The organism is Streptomyces rectiviolaceus (genome assembly GCF_039533825.1).
GTDB classification, from domain to species: domain Bacteria; phylum Actinomycetota; class Actinomycetes; order Streptomycetales; family Streptomycetaceae; genus Streptomyces; species Streptomyces rectiviolaceus.
The window spans coordinates 20978-36619 of the sequence record NZ_BAAAUG010000138.1; the positions used below are offsets into that span (position 1 = coordinate 20978).

Consider the following 15642-nt stretch of genomic DNA (forward strand, 5'->3'; position numbering starts at 1 on the left):
GCTCTTGAACCTCAGAATCGATCTTGCCTGGCTGCTGATGATCGCCGAACACAAGACGCCCGGAGACCCGCAGGTCACCGACTGGGGTGCCCTGGTGGCCGCCGTCAGCCGGCACGAGGCGGAGATCTTCGGCGTGCCCGTCTACGAAAGCCCGCACGACCGCGCCGCCGCCCTGCTCCAGGTTCTCCTGCACATCCCCGCCCTTGAACGGTCCAACGCCCTCTTCGCCTCGTCCGCCGCGTACGCCTATCTGGTCGCGAGCGGCATGAAGGTCGTCACCTCGCCCGAGCAGGTGCGCGAGCTGGCCCGCCTGGTGAAGGAGGACGGGGCGAGCGTGCACGCCATCGCGGACGAGCTGCGCAAGTGGAGCCAGTAGCCGCGCGGGAAGCGCCGGACGAGCCGCCGGGCGATCCCGCCGGATGATCACGCCGTCCGGCGGGATGTCACAGGTCGGTGGCCCGCGGGTGCCGCGGCTCGTACAGGCCGACCTCGCCGCCGCCCGGCAGCTTGAAGCGGGTGAGCAGACCCCAGCCGGCGTCGGTGACCGGCTCGGTGAACTCCACACTCCTGGCGGTCAGTTCGCGCACCGTCGCCTCCACGTCGTCGCACATCAGATAGAGCTCGTGCGACTCAGGCCCCGGCGTGGGATGGACGGCGGCCTCGGCCGGCGGCAGCTTGAAGATCAGCCAGCCGCCGCCCGCGTCGACATGGGGGTACTCCAGTACGTCCCGGAAGAAGGCCCGGTCGGCTTCGGCGTCGTTGCTGTAGATGATGAGGTGCGCGCCATTGATCATGCGGCGAGGATAAGTTCGGTGGGAGAGAGCCGCACCCCAGGAGGACGCCCATGCCTGCCGCCATCCAGCCGATGATCATCACCCCTGATCTCGAGCTCCTGCTGAGGTTCTACCAGGAGCTGCTCGGGGCCCAGGAGGTGTCGAGGACCCCGGAGGAGGGGCCCGCGTTCTTCGTGGACCTGCGCATCGGCGACTCGGAGCTCGGCGTCGTATCGGACACGAGCGTACCGCTCGGCACGCCGCAGCGGATTCTGCTGAGCGTGGCGGTGGAGGCGGTGGACGACCTCCTCAAGCGGGTCGATTCCCTGGGCGGCGAGGTGCTCGGTCCGGCCAACGACATGCCGTGGGGGCAGCGCGTGGCGCACATCAAGGACCCGGACGGCAACGCGGTCAACCTCACGCAGTCGATCTGACACCTCTTCTGCTCTTCTGCGTGACGGGGGCCGATCAGTCGTTCTCCGGCCGCCGGGCCGCGCCGAGCACGCAGTACGAAGTGGGCAGCCGCGGGCCCCTGGCGGGAACCAACAGGCGGCGGTACGGGCCGATCTCGAAGCCCGCGGCGCGCAGGGCACCCAGTGTGTCCCGTGCGACGTGACAGCCGCCGAAGAGGAGCGGCCAGACCGTGCGGTCCAGGGCGCGCTGCGCGGTCGCCATCGCGGCGCCCGGAGCCACGCCGTGCTCGAAGAACCGCAGTTCGCCGCCGGGACGCAGGACGCGCCGCAGCTCGCCGAGGGCGCGGGGCACGTCGCGCACGCTGCACAGCACCAAGGAGGCCACGGCTCCGTCGAAGGCCTCGCTCTTGACGGGCAGCGCCTCGGCGGCACCGGGCACGACGTCGACCGGTACGTCCGCCCGCACGGCCGCGGAGGCGGCCAACTGACGCAGAGTGCGCTCCGGTTCGATGGCCACGACCTCGGAGACCGCCGTCGGATAGTGGGCGAAGTTCAGACCGTTCCCCGCGCCGACCTCGATGACGCGACCGGAGAGACCGGCGAGCAGCTCCTTGCGGTACGTCGCGATCACGCGCTCGGCGGCCACGCTCTGGCGGGCGTAGAAACGGGCGAAGACGGGGTGGTGCACGGCGTCACGGGACGCGGCCTTGGCGGAGCGAGGTGACATGGGACCTCCTCGACGGGGCGAGCGGATACCGCAATGGTGCCCCGGCACGGCCGGTTTCCCCCACGCCCACGCGCAAGACCCACCCGCGACGGCACCGGGCGGCCCCCGCAGACGAGGCCTCAGCGACAGGTGGGCGTCCGCCCGTGCCGTGGGGCAACCAAGTCGGCCCGTGCCGTGAGATCCGTCGGCCCGTGCCGCGAGGTATCCGCAAGCTGGCCGTGCCGTGGGGCACTCGCGCGTCAGCCCGTACCGCGAGGCGCCCACGTCGGCCCGCGCCGCGCGGCCCCCGCGCTCCCGGAGTTTGCCGTCTCGATATCAGCGGGGCGAAGCGAGCGCAGACCCCTCCGGGGCCTCGCGTGCGGTGAACTTCGCTGCGTTCCATGTGCCGCCCAGTTCCGGGCCGAGCCAGCTGGCTGCCCGGGTGCGGAAGTCGGCGCGTGTGAGGGAGCCCGCTCCCTCGGGCACCGCGCCGAGAAGCGGCGCGCCCGCCGACAGTGGCAGGTCCGCGAGGTTGCAGCGCGATGCCAGGTCCGGTGCGGCGGGCCAGCTGCCGACCGTCACGCCCAGCGGGGTCAGGCCGCGGGCTCGCAGCGCCTCCGCGGTGAGTGCCGTCGTGTTCAGCGTGCCAAGACCCGCCGACGCGACCACCAGGACCGGGGCCGCAAGGAGGCGGGCGGCGTCGGCGAGCGTGGCGCCTTCGTCGTCGTAGTGCACGAGCAGGCCGCCCGCGCCCTCGATCAGGACCAGGTCGTGCCCGGCCGACAGTTTCTCCGCCGCCTCTGCCACCTCGTACGGGCGGACCGGCGCCATGCCGGCCCGCCGCGCCGCGGTGTTCGGTGCCAACGGCTCGGGGAAGCGGGCGAGTTCAAGGGTGGTGATGTCGTCGCCCGCCAGACGCGTCACCTCTTGCGCGTCGCCCGGCTCGCCGGGCGCCACCCCCGTCTGCGCGGGCTTGAGCACCGCGACACTGCGCCCCGAGGCGAGCGCGAGGGCGGCCACGGCGGCCGTCGTGACCGTCTTGCCGATCTCCGTGCCGGTCCCGGACACCACGATGACCGTCATCTCAGCCCTCCTTCGCCGCCGCGCACACCGCGCGCCCGATCCGTGCCACGTCGTCGTCGCTCGTGATGAACGGCGGCATCGTGTAGATGAGGTCGCGGAACGGCCGTACCCACACCCCCTCGCGCGTCGCGGCACGCGTGGCCGCCGCCATGTCCACGTCGTGGTCAAGCTGTACGACGCCGATCGCGCCGAGCACGCGTACATCCCGTACGCCCGGCAGTCCGGCCGCCTCGGCCAGCGTGCCGCGCAGGCCCGCCTCGATGCGCTTGACCTCGGTCCGCCAGTCCTGTCCGAGCAGCAGCTCGATCGAGGCGCAGGCCACGGCGGCGGCGAGCGGATTGCCCATGAACGTCGGTCCGTGGGCCAGGACAGGCACCTCGCCCTGAGAGATGCCGTCCGCGACCCGCGGCGTGCACAGCGTGGCCGCCAGCGTCATATAGCCGCCGGTCAGCGCCTTGCCCAGGCACATCACATCGGGCGTGACGCCCGCGTGGTCCGCGGCGAACAGCGCGCCCGTGCGGCCGAACCCCGTGGCGATCTCGTCGAACACGAGCAGCACGTCGTGCTCGTCGCAGGCCTCACGCAACACCCGCAGGTAGGCGGGGGAGTGGAACCGCATCCCGCCCGCGCCCTGCACCACCGGCTCCACGATCACGGCGGCAAGCTCGTCCGCGTGGCGCCCGATGACCTCGCGCAGATGGTCGGCGTAGGCGTCGTCGTACGCCTCGTACCCCGATGGCGGCGCGTCCGCGAACACCTGCTGGGGCAGTGCCCCCTGCCACAGCTCGTGCATGCCTCCATCGGGGTCGCACACCGACATGGGCTGCCAGGTGTCCCCGTGGTAGCCGCCCCGCCAGGTCAGCATCCGCCGCTTCTCGGGGCGGCCGAGCGAGCGCCAGTGCTGCAGGCACATCTTGACCGCGACCTCGACCGACACCGAACCGGAGTCCGCGAGGAAGACATGCTCGAGGCCGTCCGGCGACATGTCGACAAGGTGCTTCGCCAGGCGTACGGCGGGCTCATGGGTGAGTCCGCCGAACATGACATGGCTCATCCGGTCGAGCTGGCCGCGGACCGCGTCGTTGAGCACGGGGTGGTTGTAGCCGTGGATCGCCGACCACCAGGACGACATGCCGTCGATCAACTCGCCCCCGTCGCCCGCGAGGCGGAGGCGTACACCGCTCGCCGACTCGACGACCAGGGGCTCCTGGCGGCCGGGCATGGGCCCGTACGGATGCCACACATGGCGTCGGTCCAGGTCGAGCAGTTCGGGCACAGAGAGGCCAGGGCGGCCAGGGAGGTCAGGGAAGTCAGGCATTGGGCGCCAGATCCGTTCCCGCGCCCCGGCGGCGTACCGCGACCAGGTCCGTGCGCGCCTCGGACGCCTCGCCCTCGGAGATTTCGGCCGGGGCCGATGCCGACGCCGGTGCCGACTCCGAAGAACCGCACGGCCCACAACCGCCCCCGCCCTCCCCGTGCGACCCGCACCCCGCAGCCGCCAACGCGTCCGCGCGGTGCTCCGGCAGCGTCACCGTGTCCGTGCCCTCGACCTCGAAACCGGCGTCCGCGATCATCTCCAGGTCGGTCTTGCCGGCCTGGCCCTCACTGGTCAGGTAGTCGCCCAGGAAGATCGAGTTGGCGAGGTGAAGGGCCAGGGGCTGCATCGTGCGCAGATGCACCTCGCGGCCGCCCGCGATGCGCACCTCCACGTCGGGGCAGACGAAACGGACCATCGCCAGGATGCGCAGGCAGCGCTGCGGGGTGAGGTTCCACTCCTTGGCCAGCGGGGTGCCCTCGAAGGGGATCAGGAAGTTGACCGGCACCGAGTCGGGGTCGAGGTCGCGCAGCGCGTAGACCACGTCCACCAGGTCCTCGTCCGTCTCGCCCATGCCCGCGATCAGACCCGAACAGGCGGAGAGGCCCGCGGCCTGCGCCTGCTGCACGGTGTCCACGCGGTCGGCGTACGTGTGGGTCGTGGTGATCTCGCCGTACGTCGCCTCGGACGTATTGAGATTGTGGTTGTACGCGTCCGCGCCCGCCGTGCGCAGTTTGTCCGCTTGTCCCGCGGAGAGAAGGCCGAGGCACGCGCACACCTCGACGCCTTCGTTGTTCTCCTTGATCGCCTCGATGGTCTTCGAGACCCGGTCGACGTCACGGTCGGTCGGACCGCGCCCGCTGGCGACCAGGCAGACCCGCTTGGCGCCGCCCGCCACCCCGGCCGCCGCGGCCTGCGAGGCCTCGTCGGGCTTCAGCCAGGTGTACTTGAGGATGCCCGCGGTTGAGCCCAGACGCTGCGAACAGTACGAGCAGTCCTCCGGGCAGAGCCCCGACTTGAGATTGACCAGATAGTTGAGTTTCACCCGGCGCCCGAACCACTGCCGCCGTACCTTCCCGGCGGCGGAAACCACGTCGAGAAGCTCGTCGTCGGAGGTGGCCAGCACGGCCAGCGCCTCTTCGCGGGTCGGCAGCTCGCGCCGAAGCCCCTTGTCCACCAGCGTGTTCAGCAGATCCATGGCGCTGATCCTTACGCACGAGAGCATCGCTTTCCAAGGAGAGTTCGCACAACAGAAACGCTGAGAGGTGTGGGTATTGCCACATCCTGGCCCGGTGGCCGGACGGCTAGGGTCTGTGCACTGTCTACAAACCGGCCAGTGCTGACGACCCGGAGGAACCCTCATGGCGAGCTCGCCGTTCGACTGGATCGACGAGCAGGCGAGCCTGCGCGCACAGGCCGGACTCGTCCGCACCCTGCGCCCCCGCCCCGCCGACGCCGACGGCCTCCTCGACCTGGCGAGCAACGACTACCTGGGCCTGGCCAGGCACCCCGAGATCACCGAGGGCGCGGCGGCCGCGGCCCGGCGCTGGGGCGGCGGAGCGACCGGCTCCCGCCTGGTGACGGGCTCCACCGAACTGCACGCGGAACTGGAGCGCGAGCTCGCCGAGTTCTGCGGCTTCGAGGCCGCCCTGGTCCTTTCCTCCGGATACGCGGCGAACCTCGCCGCCGTCACCGCCCTCGCCCCGTACGGCTCGCTGATCGTCTCGGACGCGGGCAACCACGCCTCGCTGATCGACGGCTGCCGCCTGGCGCGCGGTACGACGCAGGTGGTTCCGCACGCCGACCCCGAAGCGGTGCGCAAGACGCTGGACGCTCACGCGGGGCCCGCGGTCGTCGTGTCGGACACGGTCTTCTCGGTCGACGGCGACGCGGCTTCACTGACCGAACTCAGTTCCGTTTGTCAGGAGTTCGGTGCCGGTCTCGTCGTCGACGACGCCCATGGGCTCGGCGTGCTGGGCGACGGCGGGCGGGGCGCCCCGCAGGCGGCCGGGCTCGCGGGCACCGCCCACACGGTGGCCACGGTCACCCTGTCGAAGTCCTTCGGCAGCCAGGGAGGCGCGGTCCTCGGCCCCGCCAAGGTCATCGACCACCTGATCAACGCGGCCCGTACCTTCATCTTCGACACGGGGCTCGCACCCGCTGCCGCGGGCGCGGCACTCGCGGCCCTGCGGCTGCTGCGCAGAGAACCGGAGCGTGCCGCGCGGGCCCGCACGGTCGCGGCCGAGCTTCATGAACGCCTCATGGCGGAAGGTCTCTCGGCGGTACGTCCTGACGCCGCCGTCGTCTCCGTGCGCGCGCCGTCGCCGGAAGCGGCCGTGCGCTGGGCCGCCGACTGCCGGGGCGCGGGCCTGGCCGTCGGGTGCTTCCGACCGCCGTCGGTGCCCGACGGCATCTCGCGGTTGCGGCTGACCGCCCGGGCGGATCTCAGCGACACACAGATCGCCGATGCCGTACGAGTGATCAGCCGCTCCGCACCCCGGTAGTCACCGGAGGCCGTGGACGAAGGCCTCCCATGTGGCGGGTGAGAAGAGCAGGGCGGGCCCTGCCGTGTTCTTCGAGTCGCGCACTGCGAGCAGTCCCTGCTTCGGCCCTGAAGCGAGCGAGGCTGTCTCCACGCAGTTGTTCATGCCGTTGCTACGAGTGCTGCGGTGCCACCGTGCGCCTTGCAGAGAAGTGCTGGAAGGAACGTGCCGAGGCAGTGCAGTCATGGTGCCCCCTTACGCGCCGTCACCTATCCCGGCGATGTGATCCGTTGATTCCTCGGGTGAAAGTGCTTTTCCTTGAAGGGAGTTGAAGGCATCCGTATATGCCTTAAGGTCTTCTCTCCGTTCGAGGTAGAGGCTACTCGTCAAGTGGTCTAGAACAACCACATCCAGATCAGCAATGTTCGGAAATGAGAAGATAACGAAAGATCCAATGAGGCCCACGTGCTCTCCGGCGGCGAACGGCAACACCTGAAGTCGTACATGGGGCAACTGTGCTGCCTCCAGTAACCGTTTCAACTGTCCCGCGAGCACCTGACTCCCGCCCACCGGCCGGTGCAGCACCGCCTCGTCCAGGATTACGCTCAGTCGCAGCGGTGGAGCCGCGCGCAGCACGTCCTGGCGCGCGAGACGCACCTCGACCAGCGCGTCCACCTGCTCATCCGGCAGCCCGTCGAGCGCGGCCCGGGTCACCGCACGCGCGTAGTCCGGGGTCTGCAGCAGGCCGGGCACGACGGTGGTCTCCAGGGTGCGCATCCGGCAGGCCTGTGACTCCAGGCTGATGAAGTCGCGGTAGGCGGGCGGCAGCAGCTCGCGGTAGGCGTGCCACCAGTGGCGCCGTCCACCGTCGTCGTCCGAGCCCGCCAACGCCACCAGCAACTGGCGCAGTTGCGGATCCTCTACCTCGTACGCCTCGAGCAGCAGGCGTACGTCGGCCGCCTTGACGCTGCTACGCCCCGTCTCGATCCGGCTGACCTTCGACTGATGCCAGCCGACCCGGTCCGCCGCCTGGCCACTGGTGAGCCCGGCGTGCGTGCGCAGGGCACGCAGTTCGGCACCGAGCTTCCTGCGGCGCACCGCGGGACCGTACCGCATGCCCGTCTCCTTCCCGACGGAGCCTTCCTTTTCCGGCCTCTCCCCGGCCTCTCCCCGGCGACAGTAGAGGAAGCGCCGTCCTCGCGCCCAAATACGGTCTCTCGTAGCAGAGTTCACCGCTTTGAGCGACAGATATATGCACAACTTGGTGGATGGCCACCTCTGAGCGGCCCAGGAGTGGCAGGCTGGCGCAAAGCACCATTCCGGGACTGTCCTCGTGCCTTCCGCTACGAGTCGGAGCCGAGCCCCGGTGGGAAAGGGACACGTCGCCATGGCAGACCTTCAGGAAGCAACCGTCACCCTGCCGAGCGATCCTGCCTCGGTCTCCGCGGCCCGGAAATTCGTCTCGAACGTCCTCACCGAATGGGGGCTGCCGGGTGACACGGAAGTGGCCGACACGGTCCGGCTCATCGTCTCCGAACTGGCCACGAACGCCGTCCAGCACACCCGGGGCCAGTCGCCCACCTTCACGGTGGACATCGAGCTGGACCGGGAGGAGCAGCTGCGCATCGGCGTCACCGACAGCCACCCCCGCTACCCGAAGCGGCTGCCCGCCGCCGTCCAGCAGGACAACGGCCGCGGCCTGGTGATCATCCGCTGGCTGACCTTGGAGTGCGGCGGCAGGCTGTCGGTCACGCCCACCCCCGATGGCGGCAAGACGGTCTGGATCGCGCTGCCGTGGACCGCGCCGGTGCGCGACAGGACAGCGGCTCCCTCGGTTTCGCCGTCGCCCTCACCCCGTTGAGCGTCCGAAGGCCCCCCGGAGCAGGGCCCGGAAGGTGTCCGCCGCGGGATGCGACACATCAGTGCGGTGGACGACCGAGATCGTGCGGCGCAGATTCCCCGGCTCCAGCGGCCTGATCCCCACCGGGGTGGCCGCCGTCCGCGCCACCATCTCCGGTACGACGGCCACGCCGAGCCCCGCGCTGACCAGCGCACACACCAGCGCGTAGCCCGGGGTCTCGACCAGGACCGAAGGCGTCGCCCCGGCCCCGACGAGCGCGGACTCCACGCCCTGCCGGGGCGGATGCGTCGGCGCCATGCTGATCAGCGGCTGCCCGGCGAGCTCGGTCAGGGGCAGCCGCGAGGAGGCACCCGCGAGCGCGTGCCCGGGCGATGTCACCAGGACCAACTCCTCGACCAGGATCGGCTCCGCGGTCACGGAGGCGGGCAACGGCACCGGATCCGCCGGCTCGTAGGTGTGCGTGAGGGCCAGGTCGACCTCGCCCGCCGCCACGGCCGCGACGCCGAGCGGCGGTTCATAGCCCCGCACCGTCAGATCGATGTCCGGATGGGCGCGGCGGAACGCGGTCAGGGCGGGCGGCACCAGATGGATCCCGGCGGTGGTGAAGGTCCCCACGCGCAGCCTGCCGCCGGACAGGCCCGCGAGCCGGGCCAGTTCGTGGCGGGCCTGCTCCATCTCGTCCAGGACCCGGCGCGCCCGCGCCAGCAGCAGCTCGCCCGCGCCGGTCAGCCGAGCCCCGCGGTGGTGCCGGACCAGGAGAGCGGTGCCCGCCTCCCGTTCGAGCTTGGCCAGCTGCTGGGAGAGCGCGGGCACGGTGTAGCCGAGGCGCTCGGCGGCGCGGGTGATCGACCCGGCCTCGGAGACCGCCACCAGTGCGGCGAGCCGTGTCGGGTCGTACATGGCGTCTCCCGGTCCAGGGGCCGACGGGCGGCGGGGCTGTCCGACGGCGTGGGGCTAAACGTCTGCTTAAGGCAGACACAGGATATTCCACATACCTGCTGAAGGCAGAAGAACGGCAGGCTGGCGGTCATGGACGCACAACTGGTCGCCTTCACCGGAGTCGCCGCGGGCATGGTCGCCATGCCGGGCGCCGACTTCGCCGTCGTGGTGCGCAACTCCCTCGCATCCCGGCGCGCCGGAGTCAGCTGTGCGATCGGTGTCGCGGGCGGGCTCCTGGTGCACACGGCGCTCGCGGTGGCCGGGGTCGCGGCGGTCCTCGCGGCGGTTCCCACGCTGTTCCGGGCACTGCAGGTGCTCGGCGGTGCCTACGTGCTGTACCTCGGGTACCGCGCGCTGCGGTCGGCGGCGCGACCGCTGCGGAGCTTCTCCGCGCCGGACGGCGCGGAGATGCCGGCGGAGCAGCCTGCGGCCGGGGGCAGCCTGCGGCAGGGCTTCCTCACCAACGCGCTCAACCCCAAGGCACCCATCACCTTCCTCAGCGTGCTGCCCCAGTTCGTGCCCGCGGGCAGCCCCGCGATGCCCAGGACACTGCTGCTCGCGTCCATCATCGTGGCCCTTGCCCTGGTGTGGTTCCCGGTCGTCGCGCTCCTGGTCGACCGGCTCGGGCGCTGGCTGCGCAGGCCTCGTACGGCCCGTGCGATCGAGGGCGGCACCGGTGTCGCGCTCAGCGTCCTTGGCCTGGTGCTCCTCACCGAGGCCCTGATGGCGTGACGTCGTCCGGCGTGTCGCTGCCCCTGTCACTGCCCCTGTCCCTGTCTTTGTCCCTGCCCCTGTCCGAAGCGCGCACCAAGCGGGGAAGCAGACCCCAGAGGCCCGCACACATGACCAGCGTGCCCGCACTCGCGATGATCCCGCCGGTACGGCCCACCGCCACGTCCACGACCAGGAGCACGGAACCGGCGAGTGCGAACACCAGGACTGTCATGCCGATGCCGGCGAGGCGGGACGACACGCGCACGATCAGCGGCTTGGAGTGCTGCCCGAACAGGGTCCTGTGCACGGCGGCCGGGGCGGTGAACAGCGCCGCGGCGAGGACGGCGAGCAGCAGCGTGGTGACGTAGGTGGCGCGCTGCACCGTGTCGAGCGAGGGGAAGCGCTCGGTGAAGGCGAGGGTCAGCAGGAACGCGAAGAGGATCTGCACTCCGGTCTGCGTGACCCGCAGCTCCTGGAGGATCTCGGAGAAATTGCGGTCGGCGCGTTCGAAGCGTGTCTCGTTGCGCGGGGGCGGGTCGCCCGCGGTGGAACTGTTGTTTTCGGCCATGGCGCCCGAGTATCCGCGTCGACACCCTCCATGCCTGTCGGGCGCGCCGGTCAGCGGGTCGGGCTGGGGCCGGTCGAGCGGCGGAGGAGGCCGTGAGGCCCTCCTCCGCCGCCCTCCGACAGGCTTGCGGCCGACGGTCAGTGACGGGCGGTCAGTGACGGGCGGTCAGCGCACCCGGCCGTAGGAGACGCTCTTCGTCCAGATCTTCTCGAGCCGCACCACGGTGTTCGACTTGGGTGCGTGCCAGATCCGGCCCTTCCCGGCGTAGATGCCGACGTGGTAGACGCTCCGGCCGGAGCGGAAGAAGACCAGGTCGCCGCGGACGCGGTTGGACGCCGAGACATGGCGGGTCTTGTTGTACTGCTGTGCGGCGGTGCGTGGCAGCTTCTTGCCCGCGCGCTTGAACGAGTACTGGGTCAGGCCCGAGCAGTCGAACCGGTTCGGCCCCGTCGCTCCATAGCGGTACGGAGAGCCCTTCTTGGAGGCGGCGATCTTGAGCGCCTTCGTCCCGTGTGTCGCGGCCTCTGCTTCCGACGTGAGCCCTGGGGCCACGAGGGTGCCGCCTACGACGGCGAGTGTGAGGGCCGATACGGAACCGGCCCTGGTGAGCAGCGACGGAACATGATTCAGCGCGGTCATGCGCAACCCTTCGTCAGCCGCCTGTGAAGGATGACCTGTCGGATTCGGGCTGGCGAAGTTGCCCGGCCGCGATGTGCGGCTTCACCCCAAGGGTCGGCGTCCGGACCTTCCGGACCGACCCGTCATGCCTGGGTCCTCCACTCCTGCCGATGCACAGATGTCGACCGGTCATCCGGGTGGCGGCAGGACTCGGCGTCCGCCCGGACCGCCCCGCCGCTGTGGCGGGGGCTTGTCGTCGGAAGGGATCTTGACCCGTCAAGGGCAGAAATTCCGAGCCGAAACGGCGTTTTGTGAGGCTCCTCACGGCTGAACCGTTCGGGTGGACAAGGTCGGATTCGGGATCGGCCCGTGGAACCCGACGATCGTTCGACCAGCACCGGAACGAGGAATTCCGGCCATCGCGTACACATCTGACGCAACTGAAGACAGTCCAAAGAAGGACAATTGTCTACGCCGAACGAGGTAGCCCGTTTGGTTCGTTTGGAACCGGCCCCGGACGGTTCGGACTTCGGGTACGGAGATGAGGGGTACTCAGGAGGCCGATGGGGGCGGCACGGTGACCCGCCCGGCGCGCCGCTCGCCGTCGAGGACACGCAGCGCGCGGGCCAACGTCGGCGCGTGCACGGCGCTCTCGCCCCGCTGGTGCATGAGCGTCAGCGCGTCCCGCAGGGCGGTGGCGCTGGCGACCAGGGCCTGGGCGGCACGCAGGCCGCCATAGGTGTCCGAGGCGCGGGCGGGGTTGATCCGGCCCACCAGATCGACCACTTCGAGGTATCGGTCGATCAACTCGCCCTCGGCGCGGGTGAGTGCGGGCAGCGGGGGAAGTTCGGGCGGCAGCATCGGGAGGTTCACCCCGCGTCCGGGGTGCGCAGGGACGACTTGCGGGTCGCGATGATCCGGTCCACCAGGCCGTAGTCGACCGCCTCGGAGGCGTTGAGGATCTTGTCGCGCTCGATGTCGGCCGCGACGCGTTCCCGGCTCTGGCCCGTGTGTTGGGCGAGCAGTTTCTCCAGGTTCGCGCGGGTGCGCAGGAGTTCGTCGGCCTGGATTGCCAAGTCGGTCGCCTGGCCGTGGATCGGCTCGGCGATCGACGGCTGATGGATCAGTACCCGGGCGCCGGGCAGCGCGAACCGCTTGCCGGGGGTGCCCGCCGCCAGCAGGACGGCGGCCGCCGAGGCGGCCTGGCCCAGGCAGGTCGTCTCCACGTCGCAGGTGACGAACTGGATCGTGTCGTAGATCGCCGTCATCGCGCTGAACGAGCCGCCGGGGGAGTTGATGTAGAGCGAGATGTCGCGGTCGGGCGCCAGGTATTCCAGGTGCATGAACTGCGCCATCACGTCGTTGGCCGAGGTGTCGTCGATCGGCGTGCCCAGGAAGACGATGCGCTCCTCGAGCAGCTTCGAGTACGGATCGAGGGTCCGTTGCCCCGTGCTGGTGCGCTCGGTGAACTCGGGCAGGACATGGCGGGCGATCGGTCGGTTCATGGCACGTCTCTCCTCTGCCGGGGTCGGCTGCTCCCCAAGGCTTCCTGTAAAAAATGTACAGGACGTACGTAACGTCGTGGTGAGGAGCATGTTCGGGTGATCCGCCGGAGTCAACAGATGCGCCGTGTTTCAGCCGTTCGCTGAAAGTGGGGGCCGTGGCGCGCGGGAGCGGGTGGCAGCCGCGGCGACGTGGGCATACTCCGCCCCGTCGCGACCTCAGCCGCCACCACCAGCCACCAGCCGTAAGCCCGCCCGAGCCGAAAGCGACGTATGAGCCCTGAAGCCCACCGAGCACACAGCGCCTCCGAAGCCCCTGACGCGCACCGGCCTCCCGAAGCAGCCGAGCTCGTCCACCTCACCGCCCGCGACCTGGCCGCCAGGATCCGCGCCCGAGAGCTGTCCGCGCGCGAGGTGGTCCAGGCGCACCTGGACCGGATCGAGCAGGTCAACGGCGCCGTGAACGCCGTGGTGACCCTCGTGGCCGAGCGCGCGCTCGACGAGGCGCGCACCGCCGACGAGACCGCCGTGCGCGGCGGACCCCTCGGCCCGTTGCACGGGCTGCCCGTCGCCCACAAGGACACCCACGACACCCGAGGCATCCGGACCACCTACGGGACGCCGCTCCTCGCCGACAACGTCCCGGACCGCGACGAGCTGATCGTCGAGCGCATCCGCGCCGCCGGCGCGATCACCATCGGCAAGACCAACGTGCCCGAGTTCGCTGCCGGTTCGCACACCGTCAACCCGGTCTTCGGGGCCACCCGCAACCCGTACGACCTCCGGCGGTCGGCGGGCGGCAGCAGCGGGGGAGCGGCGGCCGCGCTCGCATGCGGCATGCACCCCCTGGCCGACGGCAGCGACATGGGCGGTTCACTGCGCAACCCCGCGTCGTTCTGCAACGTGGTGGGCCTGCGCCCCTCGCCGGGCCGGGTGCCGAGCTGGCCGGACATCGCTCCGTGGTCGACGATGGCCGTGCAGGGGCCGATGGCGCGCACGGTCGCCGACGCGGCCCTGCTGCTCTCCGTCGTCGCCGGGCCCGACCCGCGCTCGCCGATCGCCCTGGAAACGCCGGGGAGCGCGTTCGGCGGGCCACTGGAACGGGATCTGCGGGGGCTGCGGATCGCCTGGTCGCCCGACCTGGGAGGAGCGGTGCCGGTCGACCGTGAGGTCGGCGACGTGCTCGCGCCCGCCGTCACGGTCTTCGCCGACCTGGGGTGCGCGGTCGAGGAGACGTGCCCCGATCTGTCCGGCGCCGACGAGGTGTTCCGGACCTTCCGCGCCTGGCAGTTCCACCTGGCTCTCGGTGCACTCCTGGAGACCTCGGCGGACCGGATGAAGCCCAGCCTGGTCCGGAACGTACGGCAGGGGCGCACGCTCACCGGCATCGACCTGGCGCGGGCCACCGCGCTGCACGGTGAACTGTTCCACCGCGTACGGGAGTTCTTCGAGAGGTACGACGCCCTGGTCCTTCCGACCAGCCAAGTCGCGCCGTTCCCCGTCGAGTCGGAGTACCCGGCCGAGGTCGACGGGGTGCCGATGGCGGACTATCTGGACTGGATGCGCTCGGCGTACCTGGTCTCCGCGACCGGCAGCCCGGCGCTGTCCGTGCCCGCCGGATTCACCCCGGGCGGACTGCCGGTCGGGCTGCAGATCGTCGGGCCGCACCGCGGTGACCTACAGGTCCTGCGGATCGGTCACGCCTTTGAAGAAGCGACCCGGTACGGCGAGCGCAGGCCGGAGTGGCGCGTTACCCGCCCGGACGGCCGGGTACCCGGGCGCCATGAATCGTCTGGAGCATCTGGACAAGAGCCTCGTCGATGAGCTGACGCATGCAGCCCGCGAGGCCGTACGCGACGAACTGAGAGAGCAGACACGCAAGCAGCGCCGCAAGGCCGCGCTGTACGCGGGCGCGGGGGCGGTGGGCTTCTACGCGGGTGCCGCGCTGGCCCTCGCGTTCGGCCTCGCGCTCGCGCTGGGACTGCCCGACTGGGCTGCCGCGCTGATCACCGCGGTGGTCCTCGGTGCCGTGGCCTATCTGCTGCGTGGTGCTGCCCGCCCCTCCGCGGACCGGCCTTCCACGGCCAGTCCGTCCGTGGCCCCGCCGCCCGTGGCACCGCCGACGCCCGAACGGCCGTTGGCGCCGCCGACCGTGGACGCGACGCGTCCGGACGGCCTGCATGACGGCGTGGAACCTGAGGTGCCGCATCGTTGGGGCCAGTGAGCCGAGGCACCTGGCCTGAGATGTTTGGCCAACGGCTTACGGGCCACCCGGAGGTTCGAGGTGGCCATATTGAACACATCGCCGGACCCAGAGAAGAAGAAGACGAGTTCACGGAACTCGAGCAATTCAACCGAACACGCGGAAAGCGGCGGGGCGAAGCGCCGACCGGGCCCCATGGAGGTGCTGCGCTCGGCGCGCGCCCAGCTCACCGAGCTCACCGGGATGGCCGTCGAGTCCGTGTCGTCCGTCGAACAGACCGATGACGGCTGGACGTTGGACATCGAGGTCCTGGAACTCAGCCGGGTGCCGGACACGATGAGTCTCCTCGCGAGCTATCAGGTGGAGTGCGACCCGCAGGGCGAGCTGCTCGGCTACCGGCGCATCCGCCGCTACGAACGCGGGCGCGCCGACTCCCACAAGGCCGGCGGCCGTTAGAGCCCGTT

20 protein-coding genes and 1 riboswitch are annotated in these 15642 nt (G+C 70.8%); of the genes, 8 read left to right on the plus strand and 12 right to left on the minus strand.

The features are described 5' to 3' along the window. The first annotated feature begins 4 nt into the window (after positions 1-4). Positions 5-376: a fic family toxin-antitoxin system, toxin component gene (locus ABD378_RS32680; RefSeq protein ID WP_344526845.1), complete on the plus strand. Its 372-nt coding sequence runs from the start codon at positions 5-7 to the stop codon at positions 374-376. Between the two features lie 67 nt (positions 377-443). On the opposite strand, the gene ABD378_RS32685 is transcribed toward ABD378_RS32680, so the two are convergent. Continuing rightward, the gene (locus ABD378_RS32685) at positions 444-794 is read right to left on the minus strand and encodes a VOC family protein (protein ID WP_344526847.1); all 351 of its coding nucleotides are present in this window, start codon (positions 792-794) and stop codon (positions 444-446) included. Between the two features lie 50 nt (positions 795-844). On the opposite strand from ABD378_RS32685, the gene ABD378_RS32690 reads away from it, so the two are divergent. Continuing rightward, positions 845-1207 (plus strand): VOC family protein, encoded by a 363-nt coding sequence (locus tag ABD378_RS32690; RefSeq protein WP_344526849.1) that lies wholly within the window; start codon positions 845-847, stop codon positions 1205-1207. A gap of 34 nt (positions 1208-1241) precedes the next feature. On the opposite strand, the gene ABD378_RS32695 is transcribed toward ABD378_RS32690, so the two are convergent. From ABD378_RS32695 to bioB, 4 genes are all read right to left on the minus strand, one after another. Further along, a complete protein-coding gene (locus ABD378_RS32695; RefSeq protein ID WP_344526851.1) occupies positions 1242-1913 on the minus strand; it encodes a class I SAM-dependent methyltransferase in 672 nt (223 codons plus the stop codon). A 315-nt stretch (positions 1914-2228) separates the two neighbouring features. Further along, a complete protein-coding gene (gene bioD, locus ABD378_RS32700; protein ID WP_344526853.1) occupies positions 2229-2975 on the minus strand; it encodes a dethiobiotin synthase in 747 nt (248 codons plus the stop codon). A gap of 1 nt (position 2976) precedes the next feature. After that, positions 2977-4293: an adenosylmethionine--8-amino-7-oxononanoate transaminase gene (locus tag ABD378_RS32705; protein ID WP_344526855.1), complete on the minus strand. Its 1317-nt coding sequence runs from the start codon at positions 4291-4293 to the stop codon at positions 2977-2979. Further along, positions 4286-5488: a biotin synthase BioB gene (bioB, locus tag ABD378_RS32710; RefSeq protein WP_344526857.1), complete on the minus strand. Its 1203-nt coding sequence runs from the start codon at positions 5486-5488 to the stop codon at positions 4286-4288. Before bioB ends, ABD378_RS32705 begins: the two co-directional genes overlap by 8 nt. 163 nt (positions 5489-5651) lie before the next feature. On the opposite strand from bioB, the gene ABD378_RS32715 reads away from it, so the two are divergent. Further along, positions 5652-6794 (plus strand): 8-amino-7-oxononanoate synthase, encoded by a 1143-nt coding sequence (locus ABD378_RS32715; protein WP_344526859.1) that lies wholly within the window; start codon positions 5652-5654, stop codon positions 6792-6794. Here the strand turns inward: ABD378_RS32715 and ABD378_RS32720 are convergent, their stop codons facing one another. Both ABD378_RS32720 and ABD378_RS32725 read right to left on the minus strand, forming a co-directional pair. Beyond that, on the minus strand, positions 6795-7019 hold the full coding sequence (locus tag ABD378_RS32720) for a DUF397 domain-containing protein (RefSeq protein ID WP_344526861.1): 225 nt from the start codon (positions 7017-7019) through the stop codon (positions 6795-6797). Positions 7020-7028: 9 nt separating this feature from the next. Then, positions 7029-7889 (minus strand): helix-turn-helix domain-containing protein, encoded by an 861-nt coding sequence (locus ABD378_RS32725; protein ID WP_344526863.1) that lies wholly within the window; start codon positions 7887-7889, stop codon positions 7029-7031. Positions 7890-8160: 271 nt separating this feature from the next. Between ABD378_RS32725 and ABD378_RS32730 the strand changes: the two genes are divergently transcribed. Further along, positions 8161-8634, plus strand: a complete 474-nt coding sequence (locus ABD378_RS32730) for an ATP-binding protein (protein WP_344526865.1) — start codon at positions 8161-8163, stop codon at positions 8632-8634. Here ABD378_RS32730 and ABD378_RS32735 read toward each other — a convergent pair. Next, complete coding sequence (locus ABD378_RS32735; RefSeq protein WP_344526867.1) at positions 8623-9534, minus strand: LysR family transcriptional regulator; 912 nt, start codon at positions 9532-9534, stop codon at positions 8623-8625. The genes ABD378_RS32730 and ABD378_RS32735 overlap by 12 nt on opposite strands. Before the next feature lie 129 nt (positions 9535-9663). Here ABD378_RS32735 and ABD378_RS32740 point away from each other — a divergent pair, with 129 nt between their 5' ends. Next, a complete protein-coding gene (locus ABD378_RS32740; protein ID WP_344526869.1) occupies positions 9664-10305 on the plus strand; it encodes a LysE family translocator in 642 nt (213 codons plus the stop codon). On the opposite strand, the gene ABD378_RS32745 is transcribed toward ABD378_RS32740, so the two are convergent. The 4 genes from ABD378_RS32745 to ABD378_RS32760 form a co-directional block, all read right to left on the minus strand. Next, positions 10283-10855 (minus strand): DUF6328 family protein, encoded by a 573-nt coding sequence (locus tag ABD378_RS32745; RefSeq protein WP_344526871.1) that lies wholly within the window; start codon positions 10853-10855, stop codon positions 10283-10285. The genes ABD378_RS32740 and ABD378_RS32745 overlap by 23 nt on opposite strands. 165 nt (positions 10856-11020) lie before the next feature. Then, entirely contained in the window at positions 11021-11494 is a 474-nt protein-coding gene (locus ABD378_RS32750; protein WP_344526873.1) for a C40 family peptidase, read from the minus strand. 3 nt (positions 11495-11497) lie between these two features. After that, positions 11498-11670: riboswitch (cyclic di-AMP (ydaO/yuaA leader) on the minus strand. A 355-nt stretch (positions 11671-12025) separates the two neighbouring features. Next, entirely contained in the window at positions 12026-12334 is a 309-nt protein-coding gene (locus ABD378_RS32755; RefSeq protein ID WP_344526875.1) for a hypothetical protein, read from the minus strand. 8 nt (positions 12335-12342) lie between these two features. After that, the gene (locus ABD378_RS32760) at positions 12343-12978 is read right to left on the minus strand and encodes an ATP-dependent Clp protease proteolytic subunit (RefSeq protein ID WP_344526877.1); all 636 of its coding nucleotides are present in this window, start codon (positions 12976-12978) and stop codon (positions 12343-12345) included. A gap of 270 nt (positions 12979-13248) precedes the next feature. Between ABD378_RS32760 and ABD378_RS32765 the strand changes: the two genes are divergently transcribed. From ABD378_RS32765 to ABD378_RS32775, 3 genes are all read left to right on the plus strand, one after another. Beyond that, complete coding sequence (locus tag ABD378_RS32765; RefSeq protein WP_344526879.1) at positions 13249-14799, plus strand: amidase; 1551 nt, start codon at positions 13249-13251, stop codon at positions 14797-14799. Further along, on the plus strand, positions 14759-15199 hold the full coding sequence (locus ABD378_RS32770; RefSeq protein WP_344526881.1) for a phage holin family protein: 441 nt from the start codon (positions 14759-14761) through the stop codon (positions 15197-15199). The genes ABD378_RS32765 and ABD378_RS32770 overlap by 41 nt, the downstream gene beginning before the upstream one ends. Positions 15200-15265: 66 nt before the next feature. Beyond that, positions 15266-15634 (plus strand): gas vesicle protein GvpO, encoded by a 369-nt coding sequence (locus tag ABD378_RS32775; protein ID WP_386546562.1) that lies wholly within the window; start codon positions 15266-15268, stop codon positions 15632-15634. Positions 15635-15642: the final 8 nt, after the last annotated feature.